The following is a 13,795-nucleotide window of genomic DNA, read 5'->3' as shown; positions in this document are numbered from 1 at the left end:
AACTAGATCAGCTTTGCCTTGGTCAGCCAGGCCGTCGCGATCTTGTCCGCCGAGAGCTGGTCGTTCTTGCTCTGGGCGTTCAGGTCAACGAGGGTGTCTGCCGTCAGCGCGGCACTGACCTTGTTGAGGATCGCTGCCGCGCTGTCGTCGATCTTCTGGGAGACGACCGGCACGACGTTGTCCGGGAAGAACAGTCCGTCGGGGTCGGAGAGGGCGACCAGGTTGTTGGTCTTGATGTTCGGGTCGGCCGTGTAGATGTTGGCGAGCTGGATATCACCGTCGACCAGGGCCTTGACGGTCAGCGGTCCGCCGCTGTCCTCGACCGGTACGAACCCCGCGATGCTGATGCCGTACTTGTCCTTCAGGGCAGTCGGCCCGTACGGCCGGGTCTCGAGCTCCGAGTTGCCGCCGACTGTGATCGGTTCGGTGACGTTGGTCAGGGAAGCGATATCGGTGAGGTCGTACTTGCTCGCGAAGTCGGCGGTGACCGTCCAGGAGTTCTGGTCGGATGCTCCGGCCTGGTCAAGAACCCGAAGGTCGTCGGGCAAGGCTGTCTGGAGCTCAGCGTAGGTCGCGTCGCTGGTGCCGCCGACGGCGGCCTTGTCGAGGGCCTGCAGCAGGCTTCCGGTGTACTCGGGGAACACGTCGATCTTGCCGGCCTCGATATCGGGCAGGTAGACCTCGCGCTGGCCGATCTGGAACTGTCGGTCAACGGTGAAACCGCCGGCCTCAAGCGCCTGGGAGTAAATTTCGGCGATGATCTCGTTGGAGTAGTACGCCTGCGAGCCGACCACGATGGTGGAGCCGCCGGCGCTACTCGATGGTTCCGCCAGGGGGTCCCCCGACGCACACCCTGCAAGGGCTACGACGGCCCCAACCGCGACCACGCCGATGAGCGTGAGCCGGCCTCTATTCGCTGTGAACATGACTGTTTCCTTCCTCGATGGTGGATTCCATCACCGGGCGGGATCGGGATGACCCGTCGCGGATGTCTGTGGGGAGTCCCGCTGTGACGCCGCGGGGAACAACCAATTTTTGCACGAGGGCGAACACGCCCTCGAGCACGATCGCCAGCAGGATCACCAGGATCGATCCGCCGAGCATCTCGCCGTAATCGCGGATTCGCAGTCCCTCAAAGAGGTACCGACCGAGGCCGAAATTAGCGATGTAGGCGGCCAGAGTAGCCGTGGCCACCACCTGCAGGGTTGCCGAGCGAAGCCCTCCGATGAGCAGGGGCAGCCCGAGCGGCAGCTCGACCTTCAGCACGATCTGGGCCTCGGACATGCCCACGGCCCGTGCGGCATCGATGATCTTGCGATCAATTGCCTCGAAACCGGTATAGGCACCAGCAAGAATGGGCGGGATGGCTAGCACGGTCAAGGCCACGTACGGGGCGTTCAGGCCGATGCCCACCCAGAGGGCCACCAGGGTGAGCAGGCCCAGGGTAGGAATGGCTCTGAATGCGCCCGACAGTGCCACGGCCAGTCCGCGGCCGCGGCCGGTATGGCCGATCAAAAAGCCGATCGGTACGGCAATCAGCGCGGCGACGAGCAGGGTCACGAGCGTGAACAGCAGGTGCTGGGCGAGGCGGGTAGGAATCCCGCCGGCGCCGACCCAGTTTGCGGGATCGACCAGCCAGGCCAGGGTTTCGGTCAGAAAGCTCACGTGGTGACCTCCTGTCGCGCGACAGCACCGGGTCGAGCGACGACGCCGATCGCGCTGCGCCTGGTCCACGGCATCAGCAGTCGCCCGATCAGGACGAGCACGGCGTCGAGGGCCAGGGCCAGCAGCACGGTGGCAAGGATACCCGCGATGATCTCCGCCTGGATTCCCCGTTGAAACCCGTCGGTGAACAGGCTGCCGAGACTCTGGGCGCCGATCACGGCGCCGACCGTGGCCAGGCTCACCGTGCTGACGGCTACGACGCGCAGCCCGGCCAGCAGCACGGGGCCGGCCAGCGGCAGCTCAACCTGCCAAAAGGACGTCCAGCCGGAAAAGCCGACGGCGGTCGCGGACTGCTGCACGTCGCGGTCGACGGAACCGAGACCATCCGCTACCACCCGCACCATCAGAGCCACCCCATAGAGGGTCAGCGCGATGATGAGGTTCAACGGCGAGCGGATGCTGGTACCCACGATAAAGGGCAGCACGATGAACAGCGGCAGCGACGGAATTGCGTAGAGCAATCCGACCGTGGTGAGGATCACCGCCCGGCTCGCCCGATACCGGTGAGCCAGCCAACCGAACGGGAGGGCGATGAGGAAACTAAGAATGATCGAGGGCACGCTGAGGATGAGGTGATCGAACGTGCGATCCCAAATGAGGTCAAGATTCGACCAGATCCAGGTCACCGCGAATCCCCACCCTGCGCCGAAGCACCCGGTCCGCGAGGGCCGGCCTTTGACTCTGAGCTGACAGTTGACGGCGACGCTGAAGGGCCGGAGCCTACGAGAACGCCGGCCAGACGACCGGTCTCGTCAACCACGATGTCGCCATCGCCGTGGTTCTCGAGGTGCAGGGATCGCTTGCCGCGATCGGCGCCGACAAACGTTGCCACGAACTCGTCAATGGGGTTCGCCAGGATCTCCGCGGGTGAGCCGACCTGGGCCACCTTGCCGCCGGTGCGCAGAATGACCACCTGATCGCCGAGCAGAAAGGCTTCGTCAATATCGTGGGTGACGAAGACCACGGTCTTGCCCAATTCCCGTTGCAATCGCAGCAGTTCCTGCTGCAGTTCGGCGCGCACGATCGGGTCCACCGCACCAAATGGCTCGTCCATGAGCAGAATATTGGGGTTGACGGCGAGGCCGCGCGCCACGCCGACGCGTTGCTGCTGGCCGCCGGAGAGCTGGCTGGGATACCGGTTGGCGAGTAAACGGTCCAGTCCGACCGTGTCGAGCAGCTGGAGAGCTTCGTCACGGGCCTTCTTCTTTGACATTCCACGCAGCATCGGCACCGTGGCGACGTTGTCGATGACCCTGCGGTGGGGAAGCAGCCCTGAGTTCTGCATAACGTAGCCGATGCCGCGCCGCAGCTTGACCGGCTCGAGGGTACCGATATCGGCTCCGTCGATCTCGATCGACCCGCTGGTCGGATCAACCATGCGGTTGATCATGCGTAGCAGGGTTGTTTTCCCCGACCCGGACGTTCCGACGAACACGGTGGTCTTGTGCGAGGGCAGAACGAGGCTGAAATCATCGACGGCAAGGGTGCCGTCGGGGAACCGTTTCGTCACCGAGTGGAATTCAATCATCCTGGTGGCTCGCTCCTCGCATCAGTTCAGGTCGGGTCAACACAAACCAGATGCTAAGCCAATCACTATTCGAAGCGACAGGCAAAACGCTGGCTCACAAAAGATTTATCCAACAGCGAACACGCGAGGCCCACAAACCCAAGAAAGCCGGGCGACCCAGTGGGTCGCCCGGCGTGTGACGCCCGTTAGGACGCGGTTGCCAGCAGGTTCAGTGCTTGCGGGCCGTAGAAACGATCGAGGTAGTCGCGCAGAACCAGGCGGCACTCGGCGATGAAACGCTCGTCACCGAGCGGATCGGTGTGGAAGGCGCGGGCGAGCAGCGCGTCGGCCATCTCGACGGCGACTTCGAGTCGAAAAATCAGGGCCTCGCCGGCCGGCAGATCGAACTCGTTGACGAGCACGTCAGCCAGGCGGCGGGCGAAGAAGTCGGCATCCGCTACCGCGTCAGCGGCGGGAGCGGCGTCGCGGTCGTCGAAGTTCACGATACGAAAGCCTGGTTCGGAGCGGTACAGGCCGACAAAAGCCGTCACGACGCAGTCCACCGCGTCCCACCAGGAAGTGAGGGTGCTAGCGCCGAGCTCATCGACCACGCGCTGCCGAAAGCGCACCACGGCACGCTCGTGCAGGGCGTGCAGTACAGCAACCCGATCCGGGTAGTAGCGATACACCGTTCCGATGGATGCACCGGCGCGTTCCGCGATCATCGCGGTCGTGATGCGGTCGAAACCGACCTCGTCCACAACGGCGGCGGCCGCATCGAGCAAACCGGACAGACGTGCAGCGCTGCGCTGCTGAATCGGCTCGGTGCGCACTTGCTGAAGTGCTGCACCGGTCTCTTCACCCAATAGGCCACCAAGCGACATTTATCCCCCTTGAAGATAAGTCACCATACTACGGGGTAAAACCCCTTTTCTACAGGGTTGATCGGGGGATGCACAGCAAATATGCCAGAATGAGAGGGTGCCAGAGTCCCCAGACGCCACGCCGAGTGCGCCGAGTCCCGAGCGAATCATGCACCGTGCGGCCCGTATCGAAGACTGGCTGCACGACCGTCGGGAGCATTCCGCTCGTCGCCGCGGCTACCAGCCCACCGTCATCCCCTACACCGGCTACGGCTCGACCGCCTGGGTTCGCATCCTCTGCCGGGTACTTCTGGCCAAGCCGGAAAAGCCGGCGAAGCGTACCAAACGCCCCCGAGCGGATGGCCGCGACGCCGGTATTCGAGGCTGGCGCAGCTTCACGAGCGTGCCGGTCAACGACGTCACCGTCACGATTGAGATCGACGGCCAGACGCATCGGGTGCAGGCGGATCGCGGCGGCGTCGTCGACACCGTCGTACCGGTATCCCTGCCTGCCGGCTGGCACGTGGCCCGGCTACACACCGAGTTCTCCGCCGTGGCCGAAGCGCCGCTCTTCATCGTGGCCCCCACGGTCGGCTACGGCGTCGTCTCCGATGTCGACGACACGGTGATGGTCACCACGCTTCCCCGCCCGTTGCTGGCCGCCTGGAACACGTTCGTGCTCGACGAGCATGCCCGGGTTCCGACCCCGGGGATGGCCGTGCTCCTGGAACGCCTGGCGTCGTTCACGCCCGGCGCCCCGGTCATCTATCTCTCCACCGGTGCCTGGAACGTAGCACCGACCCTGTCGCGTTTTCTCTCCCGCAACCTGTATCCGGCCGGGGCACTGCTGCTGACCGACTGGGGACCGACGCACGACCGCTGGTTCCGCAGCGGCAGCGCACATAAGCGGGACAACCTGCGCCGCCTCGCCGAACAGTTTCCCGACATGCGCTGGATTCTGATCGGCGACGACGGCCAGCACGACGAAGCCATTTACAGCGACTTTCAACGCGACTATCCGGGCAGCGTCGCGGCCGTGGCCATCCGTCAGCTGTCCCCGAGCGAGGCCGTGCTGGCCGGCGGGCGCTCGCGCGACGCCGTGCTGATCGACGGCAGCCCCGAGGCCCCGTGGGTCTACGGGCCGGACGGCTCCAGCCTCGCCAACCAGCTCGTCGCACACGGCCTGCTCTAGCCCGGCTGATGGGCGCCCGGTCAGCTCGTGATGCTCTGATCCATGCTCATGCGGCGCAGCACCAGGTTTTCCACGACCTGCGCCAGGCCGTAGAGCGTGAGGGACACGATGGTGATCACCACGACGGATGCCCACACCTCCGAGTTCTGCACCTTGGCGACGGCGGCGACAATCGAGTTGCCGAGGCCCTGGCCGGTCGTGAGCCACTCGGCCAGCAACGCTCCGGTGATGGCGCCGGGCACCGAGATCTTCACCGCGGCGAAGAACGAGGGCAGGGAGCTCGGCAGGGCCACCTTGCGCAGCGTCGTGAAGGCGCTGCCACCGTAGACGGTGATCACGTCGCTGATCTGGGGTGACGAGGAGCGCAGCCCGAAGGCGATGTTCACGAGTGCCGGGAACAGCACAACGATGGCGCCCATGACCACGGCGGTGGTGAGTCCGCGCCCCGTGATGAGGCTGATTATGGGCACGAGGGCCACGAGTGGCACCGAGCGCAGCAGCAGGGCGATGGGCATGAGGGCATGCTCGATGCCCCGGAACAGGGTGAAGATCACGGCCAGCAGCAGGGCACAGGTGAGTCCGGCGACGAATCCGAGAAACGCGTCACTCAGGGTCACGACGAGGTTGCCGAGGACCATGGCCCGATTGTCAGCGGCTTCGGGAACGGTGGCGAGCCACTTCCAGACGTCGAGGGGTCCCTTGGCCAAAAACGGCGACACGTCCAGCAGCAGGAGCAGGCCCTGCCACGCGACGAGTACGAGAACGAGGGTGATAAGCCCGGTCAGCAGGCCGCGCGCCACCGTCAGGAGCGCCACGCGTGCAAAACTCATCGGCTGCTCCGCCCGGTCGTCCACGGGGTGGCGAAACGCAGGATGACGGCAAAGATCGCGTAGCCGAGACCCGCCGTGACCCCGGCGACGAGCGCGAGGCTCCAGACCCGGTCGACGTTGGCCGTTGAACCGGCCACGAGCATGGCGATTCCCAGCCCGCGGCTGACACCGCCGAGGTACTCGCCCAGGATGGCTCCGATGAACGCCGCCGGTGCGGCGATCTGCAGCGCGGTCAGCACGCTCGGCAGTCCGGCGATCAGGCGCACCTTGCGAAACTGGGTGAACTTGCTGCCGCCGTAGACGGTGATGAGGTCGAGGCTGGCGGCATCCGCTGCCTTGAGACCGACCAGTGAGCCGATGACGGTCGTGAAGAACACCGACATCGCGGCGAGAAAGACGGCTGTACCGGCCGGGTCGCCCGCGCTCGGTGCCCCGATCACGATGTAGGCGATCGGGCCAATGGCGACGATGGGAATGCAATAGGTGATCACGGCGATCTGCATCGCGATCTTCTCGATGCGCGGCAGCAGCAGCACGAGGGCGGCGAGGGCCAGTGCCAGTCCGTTGCCCCAGGCAAAGCCGATCAGCGCTTCGAGCACGGTGACACTGACGTGGGACAGGTAGAACGCCGGGCCGTCGCTGACGAGCTGCACGACCACGTCCAACGGGGTGGGCACCGCGCCTCCGGGCATGGAACCGACCTCGGCGAAAACCGTGACAGCGCCCAGCCACCACAGGGCGATGACGATCGCGCCGCCGATCAGGCCGGTCGCCCAGGCGGGCAGGGCGCGCAGCGAACCTCGGATCACTGGTCGGCGCCCGGCGCGGCGGCATCACTAAACAGCAGGTCGGAGGCGCGGTCGTGCAGCGCGTGGAACTCGGGCGAACGCATCATTTCGGGCAATCGGGGCCGCGGAAGGTCGACGTCGATGACTTCCTTGACGCGGCCGGGCCTGGCGCTCATGACCGCGACGTGGTCGGAGAGGAAGATGGCTTCGGCGATGCCGTGGGTGACCATCAGGGTCGTGGCCGGCTTCTGGGTCCAGATGCGCAGCAGCTCGAGGTTGAGTCGCTGCCGGGTCATATCGTCGAGGGCCCCGAACGGCTCATCGAGCAGCAGCACAGAGGGCTTGAGCACGAGCGACCGAGCGATCGACACGCGCTGCTTCATGCCGCCGGAGAGCTGCGCCGGCTTGGCTTTCTCGAAGCCCGTGAGGCCGACGAGGGCGATCAGTTCGTCGATGTAGGCCTCGTCGACGGGAACGCGGGCGACCTCGAACGGGAGGCGGATGTTCGAGCGCACGCTGCGCCAGGGCAGCAGCGCTGAATCCTGGAAGGCGATGCCGAGCTGGTGTCCCTGCCGAAGTTGCTGGGGGCTCTTGCCGTCGACCCTGGTGGTGCCGCTCGTGGGCTGTTCCAGGCCGGCCAGAATACGCAGGATGGTCGATTTTCCACAGCCCGATGGACCGAGCAGGGAGAGAAAGCTGCCCTTGTCGGTGTGTAGGTTGGCGTTGTCGAGGGCGACGACCTCTTTGCGCCCGACCGCGAAGACCTTGTGCAGCTGGGAGATGTGCAGGCCGGTGCCCGACGCTTCGCCCCCGGCACCGCGCTCCGTCACCGAGTCACGAATTCCGGCATCAGTACTACTCACGTGGTTCGCTCCTTGGCGCTGGCAGATCTGCACGGCTGGCGGGTCTGCATGGTATTTCGGGCAGGTGCCTATTTTAGGTTCCACCCGGGCACCCGCTGAAACGCTCGATGCGTTCTGGCGGATGCCCGGCCGGCCGGGCGCCGCTGCTACTTGCTGTAGGCCAGCAGGTCCGGGTTCTCGGCGTAGACCTCGTCGAGCAGGGTCATGTCAAACAGCTGGCTCGCGGTGATGGTGAGGCCCGTCGCGGCGAGGGTATCGATGCTCTGCTGCTGCAGTTCCTTACTGATCGAGAACAGGCCGTTGGCCACGGTGTCCGCGCTCACGACGAGGTCGGTGGATTGGATCTCGGCCTGACGGGTCTCCTTCTCGATGGTCAGCTCGAAGGTCGGGCCGTAGGTGTCGACGGTGAGCTTCGCGGCGGCATCCGGGTCGTTGATGGCGTCGGTCCAGCCGCGAATCTCGGCGACGAGCAGGGCCTTGAGCTTCTCGCGGTCGTTCGTGATGGCATCGTCGGTGACCGTGAGGGTCTCGGCGACGAATGGCAGGCCGAAGTCGGCCAGCGGCAGGTTGACCGGGCCCAGGCCCTTGAGCTCGGCGTCGATGGATTCGTTGGTGAGGTAGGAGAACCAGCCATCGACCTCGCCGTTGAACAGCGGGGTCGGGTCGTACTGCACCGGGAGGGTGGTCAGGGACTTCTCATCGATATCGTTGACCTTGAGGAAGGCTTCCCACAGGCTCAGGTTGCTCGCCTGCACGCCGATCGTCTTGCCCTTAAGGTCGTCAAGGGTGGCAATGTTGCCCTTGTCGGCGAGCGACAGGATGGTGAAGGGGTTCTTCTGGTAGGTGGCGCCGATGATCTTCAGCGGCGCGCCCTCGTTGGCGATGATGGTGCCGGTGGAGATCGCATTGCCGATGCCCATGTCGGCATTGCCCGAGATGACGGCGGCTTCGATCGAGGCGGGGCCCTCGATCATGTCGACCTTGTCGAGTCCGGCCTCGGTGAAGTAGCCGTTCTTGTCGGCGAGGTACTCGCCCATGAATTCGGCGTTCTTGATCCAGCTGAACTGAATGCTCGCGTCACCGAACGATGCCGCGGCACCATCGGCTCCCACTTTCGCGTCGTCACTGCCCGCGCAGGCAGCAAGCGAGAGGGCCAGCACGGCCGCGACCGCGACACCGCGCACGACCCGGGTTGCCGTTCGACGATAGAAAGAGCCTCTGGATGGGGTCATTGCGGGGGTTCCTCTCGAGGGTGCAAGGGCTCTGTGGGATTACAGCAGCTGTGGTACTGAAACGCGGGCTGACGGGAATTGTTGCGAGTGGAGAACGCTCGGAAATGGCAGTCTAGGCGTGTCATATATCAGTTCGAGTTCGACTTTGTTTCGAACGGATGTCGAAAAAGGGAGGATAGCCTCCGCTAGACCAATTCTGCGGGCTCTGCTAGCGGCCGGTTCCGGCCAGGATGCGGTCGAGTCCGCGGTTGATCTGGCGCGCCCAGAGCGGACCGCGGTAGAGGAACGCCGTGTAGCCCTGCACGAGGGTTGCTCCGGCCGCGAGGCGCTCGGCGACCTGGGCCGCTGTGTCCACTCCGCCGACCGAGATGACGCAGAAATCGGCCGGGACGACGGCGCGGATCTGCAGGAGAATGGCCAGTGACCTCGCGTGCAGCGGGGTGCCGGACAGTCCGCCGTCTCCGGCGGCGATGACGGTGGCGGCATCCGTTTTCAGACCGGTGCGGGAGATCGTGGTATTTGTGGCGATGATGCCGTCGAGGCCGAGGTCGACGGCGAGGGTCGCGATGCGGGCGACCTCCTCATCACTCAGGTCGGGCGCGATCTTCACGAGCAGCGGCGTGGCACCGGCGGCACCCTTGACCGCGGTGAGCAGCGGCGCGAGCTGGTCGAGCTCCTGCAGTCCGCGCAGGCCCGGGGTGTTGGGTGAGCTCACGTTGACCACGAGATAGTCGGCGAGGGCGGCGAGGGTCCGGGCGCTCTGCAGGTAGTCGGCCGTGGCGCTCTCGACGGCCGTGACGCGGCTCTTGCCGATGTTGATGCCGAGCACCGGGCGATGCGGCGCAGCGCGAATTCGCCTCAGCCGGGCGACGGCCGCAGCGGCGCCGTGGTTGTTGAAGCCCATGCGGTTGATGACGGCACGATCGGCCACGAGCCGAAACAGGCGCGGTGTGGGGTTGCCCGGCTGGGCTACGGCGGTGAGCGTACCGACCTCGACGTGGCCGAAGCCGAGCTGGCCGAGGCCGAGCACGGCCTCGCCGTCCTTGTCGAAACCGGCCGCGACGCCGAAAGGAGAAGTGAAGTGCAGGCCGAGGGTGTCGACCCCGAGGTCGGTGCGCGGGCGGGTGAAACGGTGCACCAGGCGACCGATGCCGAGCGTCGGCAGCAGCCGGATGACGGTGAAGGCGAGGTGGTGGGCACGCTCGGGATCCAGTCGAGTGAGCACGTACTTGAAGAACAGCGGATACATCGAGCCCTGGGCCTTACGCTTTCGAGGAACTGGTGGCGGCGGACGCGTCCACGGCATCCGCTGTCTTGAGGCTGTTCGAGCGGGCCGTATGCTCGGTGCGCAGCTGGGTGATGGCCGCTTCGAAGTCGTCGAGGGAGTCGAAGCCCTGGTAGACGCTCGCGAATCGCAGGTAGGCGACCTCGTCGAGGTCACGCAGGGGCGGCAGGATTGCGAGGCCGATGTCGTTGGCGTCGACCTGGGAGGCGCCGGTCTGGCGAATGGTTTCTTCGACCTTCTGGGCGAGCATGGCGAGGTCGGAGTCGGTGACCGGTCGGCCCTGGCACGCCTTACGCACGCCGGAGACGATCTTCTCGCGGCTGAACGGCTCGACCACGCCGCTGCGCTTGATGATGTTCAGGCTCGCGGTCTCGGTGGTGCTGAAGCGACGGCCGCACTCCGGGCACTGCCGCCGACGGCGAATCGAGAGCCCGTCGTCGCTCGTGCGCGAGTCGACGACTCGGGAATCGGGGTGGCGACAGAACGGGCAGAACATTGTGCCTCCAGCCTAGCGGCCTGCGCCCCTGAGGTTCGCGAGAGCGGGAATTATGTTGCTTCGGTTGGGCTGAAGTTACGAAATTCCCGCTCTCGCGGAATGGGGCTCACTCGAAGCGAGCGGTGACCGCGTCTCCGTGCGCGGGCAGCGCTTCGGCGTCGGAGAGCGCACGGATGTGACCGGCGACGGCTTCGAGCGCCGCACGGTCGTAGCGCACGACCTGCTGCGGCCGCAAAAACGTATAGGCGCCGAGGCCGGAGGAGAACCGGGCCGCTCCCGCGGTCGGCAGCACGTGGTTGGAACCGGCAACATAGTCGCCGAGGCTCACCGGCGAATACGGGCCGAGAAAAATAGCTCCGGCGTTCTCGATTTCGGCCAGCACGGCGTCGGGATCACTCGTCTGGATTTCGAGGTGTTCCGGTGCGAAGGCGTTGCTGAAACCGGCCGCGACGTGCAGGTTATCGACGAGCACGATGGCCGACTGGCGGCCGCCGAGCGCCGTCGTCACTCGCTCATTGTGGGTAGTGGATGCCGCCAGCACGGCCAGGCGCGCCGCCACGGCATCGGCGAGTTCGATCGAATCGGTCACCAGCACGGTGGCGGCGAGCTCGTCGTGCTCGGCCTGGCTCACCAGGTCGGCGGCGACGAGCAGCGGGTCGGCCGCGGAATCCGCTATCACGAGGATATCGGTGGGGCCGGCCTCGGAGTCGATGCCGGCCTGCCCACGGATGAGCCGCTTCGCGGCGGCCACGTACACGTTGCCGGGGCCGGTGACGATCTGCACGGGTTCGAGGCCGATGTCGGGGACGCCGTAGGCGAGGGCGCCGATGGCACCGGCGCCGCCCATCGCGTAGATCTCGTCGACGCCGAGCAGGCCGGCGACGGCGAGGATGGTGGGGTGCACGCGACCGTCGAAGTGGCTTTGCGGCGGCGAGGCGAGCGCGATCGAACGCACCCCGGAGACCTGAGCGGGCACGACGTTCATCACCACGCTCGACGGGTAGACGGCCTTGCCGCCGGGAACGTAGAGTCCGACCCGGTTCACCGGCTGCCAGCGCTGGGTGACGGTGGCTCCGGCCTCGATCGTGGTCGTCACGTGCGGCGGCACCTGCGCAGCACTGGCCAGACGCACCCTGCGTATGGTCTCGGTGATGGCGGTGCGCACGTCCGGGTCGAGCCCGGCGACCGCGTCGGCAATGTGGCTGGCCGGAACGCGCACCTGGCCCGGGCGTACCCGGTCGAGGCGTTCGGCCTGGTCGAGCAGGGCGGCTCCGCCCCGCGCTCGCACATCGGCGATCAGCTCGGCCGCGATATCGGCGGCGACGGCCACGCTGGTCAGGGCGCGGGGAACGGAGGCCAGGAGCGCGGCCGGTGTGGGCTCGCTTCCGCGAAGGTCAATAGTCTGGATCATCGTGATCCAGCCTATCCGTCCATGAGGCGTAACACTCAGCGCGCGGGAATAGGCTGAGGTTGAAACAGATTGTTGGTTGAGTATGCAAAGCAACGTTGAACCCCCACTGACTACTCTCCCGGCAGCCCCACCGCTGGCCGCCGACCCCAATGCGCCCGACGACCTCGCCGCGTTCAAACACGCGTTCCGCCGCCACGCTGCCGGCGTCGCAGCGATCACGACACTCGCGCCCGACGGCAGCCCCGTCGGGTTCACCGCCACCTCCCTGGCCTCGCTGTCGGCGGTTCCGCCACTCGCAACGTTCAACATGGCCAGGTCGGCCAGCTCGTGGGCTGCGATCGCCGCAGCCGACCGCGTGGCCATCCACATGCTGGGTGCCCACAACCGGGCCATCGCTGAGAAGCTCGCCGGCCCGCACGCAGAACGTTTCGTCGGCGATCACTGGCAGCCTGGCCCGTACGGGCTGCCCGTGTTGACCGGGGTGACCAGCTGGATGATCGGCCGCGTTGTCGAACGGGTTGCGGTGCACAACAACGCCGTCGTGGTCGTGCAGATCGAGGGCGGCGGTATGGGCACCGACGACGAGGCCCTGCTTTACCACGAGCGCACCTACCGGGTTCCGGGCGCCGCTGTCTAGACCAGCCCGGCCACCGCGCGGACCGCAGGGGCAACTCTGGCGCGAGATGCCACTTTCGGCCCTATCTTCCGCGGGACTCCCCTGAGCCTGGACACACTTTAGACAAGAGCCACTGCATGCTCGAGGAGCGCGGCCGTTACTTCTTGCCGGCCAGCTTCTCAGCAGCCTTGCGACGACGGCGTTCAGCCTCGGCCACCGCCGCCTCCGCCGGAGTCGGCGCCGTTCCGCCAAGGTGCGCCGGCTGCCACCACTGGCCGGTACCCGGCACCGAATACTCCGCCTGCACGGCATCAACCAGGGCCTGCAGGGTGTCGTGGAGCCGTAGCGTGGTATCCGCGACGTCGTCGTCAACGCGGCCAGCGGCATCCGCTGAAAAAGGTTCCCCAAAACGGATGCTGACCGGCACGCCGATCCGCTCCCTCAGCGTCGAACGATGGTTCTTGGTCATGAGCCGATGCCCGCCCCACACCGCCACCGGAATGATCGGCACGTTCGCGGCCAGTGCCATGCGCACGGCACCGGTCTTGAGCTCCCGCACGGTGAACGAGGCGTTGACACCTCCCTCGGGAAAGACTCCCAGCAGTTCGCCGGCGCGCAGGGCCTCGACGGCCTGGGCGTAGGCCGCGCCGCCGCTCTCCATGTCGACCGAGATGTGCTTCATGCCGCGCAGCAGGGGCCCGACCAGCTTCTGGTCGAAGGCGCCCTTCTTGGCCATGAACCGGATATGGCGGCGGTTGTGCAGCCAAGTCACCCACTCGACCAAGGCGAAGTCCAGGTACCCGAAGTGGGTGATCGCCAGCACGGCACCGCCACTCGCCGACAGCTGCTCGAGCCCGGTGACAGTGCGGCGCACCCGAAGCAGGCCGAACAGGGCTCGCCCGGCTCCGATGGCGGCCTGGTAGATCGGCTCTCGCTTGTGCATGCTGCCAGCCTAGGCTCGCATCCTGTCAGTCATCTGCGGTCTAC

Annotated in this window: 15 protein-coding genes; 2 read left to right on the top strand and 13 right to left on the bottom strand. The window is 66.3% G+C overall.

The window, feature by feature from the left end; translation table 11 throughout:
• Nucleotides 1-2: 2 nt before the first annotated feature.
• The 5 genes from E3T29_RS17305 to E3T29_RS17285 all read right to left on the bottom strand — a co-directional run bounded on the left by E3T29_RS17305 (nt 3) and on the right by E3T29_RS17285 (nt 4,116).
• Nucleotides 3-926 carry an ABC transporter substrate-binding protein gene (locus E3T29_RS17305; protein ID WP_134346749.1) on the bottom strand — a complete coding sequence of 308 codons (924 nt, stop codon included), beginning with the start codon at nt 924-926 and terminating at the stop codon, nt 3-5.
• Nucleotides 910-1,665 (bottom strand): ABC transporter permease, encoded by a 756-nt coding sequence (locus E3T29_RS17300; RefSeq protein ID WP_134346748.1) that lies wholly within the window; start codon nt 1,663-1,665, stop codon nt 910-912. The genes E3T29_RS17305 and E3T29_RS17300 overlap by 17 nt, the downstream gene beginning before the upstream one ends.
• Nucleotides 1,662-2,351: an ABC transporter permease gene (locus E3T29_RS17295; RefSeq protein ID WP_134346747.1), complete on the bottom strand. Its 690-nt coding sequence runs from the start codon at nt 2,349-2,351 to the stop codon at nt 1,662-1,664. The genes E3T29_RS17300 and E3T29_RS17295 overlap by 4 nt, the downstream gene beginning before the upstream one ends.
• Entirely contained in the window at nt 2,348-3,253 is a 906-nt protein-coding gene (locus tag E3T29_RS17290; RefSeq protein ID WP_134346746.1) for an ABC transporter ATP-binding protein, read from the bottom strand. Before E3T29_RS17290 ends, E3T29_RS17295 begins: the two co-directional genes overlap by 4 nt.
• A gap of 185 nt (nt 3,254-3,438) precedes the next feature.
• Nucleotides 3,439-4,116: a TetR/AcrR family transcriptional regulator gene (locus tag E3T29_RS17285; protein WP_092339780.1), complete on the bottom strand. Its 678-nt coding sequence runs from the start codon at nt 4,114-4,116 to the stop codon at nt 3,439-3,441.
• A gap of 97 nt (nt 4,117-4,213) precedes the next feature.
• Here E3T29_RS17285 and E3T29_RS17280 point away from each other — a divergent pair, with 97 nt between their 5' ends.
• Complete coding sequence (locus E3T29_RS17280) at nt 4,214-5,287, top strand: App1 family protein (RefSeq protein ID WP_370449192.1); 1,074 nt, start codon at nt 4,214-4,216, stop codon at nt 5,285-5,287.
• 20 nt (nt 5,288-5,307) lie between these two features.
• Here the strand turns inward: E3T29_RS17280 and E3T29_RS17275 are convergent, their stop codons facing one another.
• The 7 genes from E3T29_RS17275 to hisD form a co-directional block, all read right to left on the bottom strand.
• The gene (locus E3T29_RS17275) at nt 5,308-6,117 is read right to left on the bottom strand and encodes an ABC transporter permease (RefSeq protein WP_134346745.1); all 810 of its coding nucleotides are present in this window, start codon (nt 6,115-6,117) and stop codon (nt 5,308-5,310) included.
• The gene (locus E3T29_RS17270; protein WP_241987877.1) at nt 6,114-6,926 is read right to left on the bottom strand and encodes an ABC transporter permease; all 813 of its coding nucleotides are present in this window, start codon (nt 6,924-6,926) and stop codon (nt 6,114-6,116) included. The genes E3T29_RS17275 and E3T29_RS17270 overlap by 4 nt, the downstream gene beginning before the upstream one ends.
• Nucleotides 6,923-7,735 carry an ABC transporter ATP-binding protein gene (locus E3T29_RS17265; protein ID WP_134346945.1) on the bottom strand — a complete coding sequence of 271 codons (813 nt, stop codon included), beginning with the start codon at nt 7,733-7,735 and terminating at the stop codon, nt 6,923-6,925. Before E3T29_RS17265 ends, E3T29_RS17270 begins: the two co-directional genes overlap by 4 nt.
• Nucleotides 7,736-7,914: 179 nt before the next feature.
• Nucleotides 7,915-9,000 (bottom strand): ABC transporter substrate-binding protein, encoded by a 1,086-nt coding sequence (locus E3T29_RS17260; protein WP_134346744.1) that lies wholly within the window; start codon nt 8,998-9,000, stop codon nt 7,915-7,917.
• A gap of 208 nt (nt 9,001-9,208) precedes the next feature.
• A complete protein-coding gene (locus E3T29_RS17255) occupies nt 9,209-10,249 on the bottom strand; it encodes a quinone-dependent dihydroorotate dehydrogenase (protein WP_134346743.1) in 1,041 nt (346 codons plus the stop codon).
• A gap of 13 nt (nt 10,250-10,262) precedes the next feature.
• On the bottom strand, nt 10,263-10,781 hold the full coding sequence (gene nrdR, locus E3T29_RS17250; protein ID WP_092339776.1) for a transcriptional regulator NrdR: 519 nt from the start codon (nt 10,779-10,781) through the stop codon (nt 10,263-10,265).
• Between the two features lie 106 nt (nt 10,782-10,887).
• Nucleotides 10,888-12,192 carry a histidinol dehydrogenase gene (gene hisD / locus E3T29_RS17245; RefSeq protein WP_134346742.1) on the bottom strand — a complete coding sequence of 435 codons (1,305 nt, stop codon included), beginning with the start codon at nt 12,190-12,192 and terminating at the stop codon, nt 10,888-10,890.
• Between the two features lie 82 nt (nt 12,193-12,274).
• Here hisD and E3T29_RS17240 point away from each other — a divergent pair, with 82 nt between their 5' ends.
• Nucleotides 12,275-12,829 carry a flavin reductase family protein gene (locus E3T29_RS17240; RefSeq protein WP_134346741.1) on the top strand — a complete coding sequence of 185 codons (555 nt, stop codon included), beginning with the start codon at nt 12,275-12,277 and terminating at the stop codon, nt 12,827-12,829.
• Between the two features lie 136 nt (nt 12,830-12,965).
• Here the strand turns inward: E3T29_RS17240 and E3T29_RS17235 are convergent, their stop codons facing one another.
• On the bottom strand, nt 12,966-13,751 hold the full coding sequence (locus E3T29_RS17235) for a 1-acyl-sn-glycerol-3-phosphate acyltransferase (protein ID WP_134346740.1): 786 nt from the start codon (nt 13,749-13,751) through the stop codon (nt 12,966-12,968).
• Nucleotides 13,752-13,795: the final 44 nt, after the last annotated feature.

The sequence above is a fragment of the Cryobacterium sp. TMT1-66-1 genome (genome assembly GCF_004403435.1).
Lineage (GTDB): Bacteria > Actinomycetota > Actinomycetes > Actinomycetales > Microbacteriaceae > Cryobacterium > Cryobacterium flavum.
This window is presented reverse-complemented; position numbering and strand designations above follow the sequence as displayed.

Coding starts and splice junctions, on each gene's coding strand:
- E3T29_RS17305 (WP_134346749.1), bottom strand. CDS start 926: ATGTTCACAGCGAATAGAGGCCGGCTCACGCTCATCGGCGTGGTCGCG.
- E3T29_RS17290 (WP_134346746.1), bottom strand. CDS start 3,253: ATGATTGAATTCCACTCGGTGACGAAACGGTTCCCCGACGGCACCCTT.
- E3T29_RS17285 (WP_092339780.1), bottom strand. CDS start 4,116: ATGTCGCTTGGTGGCCTATTGGGTGAAGAGACCGGTGCAGCACTTCAG.
- E3T29_RS17275 (WP_134346745.1), bottom strand. CDS start 6,117: ATGAGTTTTGCACGCGTGGCGCTCCTGACGGTGGCGCGCGGCCTGCTG.
- E3T29_RS17260 (WP_134346744.1), bottom strand. CDS start 9,000: ATGACCCCATCCAGAGGCTCTTTCTATCGTCGAACGGCAACCCGGGTC.
- E3T29_RS17255 (WP_134346743.1), bottom strand. CDS start 10,249: ATGTATCCGCTGTTCTTCAAGTACGTGCTCACTCGACTGGATCCCGAG.
- nrdR (WP_092339776.1), bottom strand. CDS start 10,781: ATGTTCTGCCCGTTCTGTCGCCACCCCGATTCCCGAGTCGTCGACTCG.
- hisD (WP_134346742.1), bottom strand. CDS start 12,192: ATGATCCAGACTATTGACCTTCGCGGAAGCGAGCCCACACCGGCCGCG.
- E3T29_RS17240 (WP_134346741.1), top strand. CDS start 12,275: ATGCAAAGCAACGTTGAACCCCCACTGACTACTCTCCCGGCAGCCCCA.
- E3T29_RS17235 (WP_134346740.1), bottom strand. CDS start 13,751: ATGCACAAGCGAGAGCCGATCTACCAGGCCGCCATCGGAGCCGGGCGA.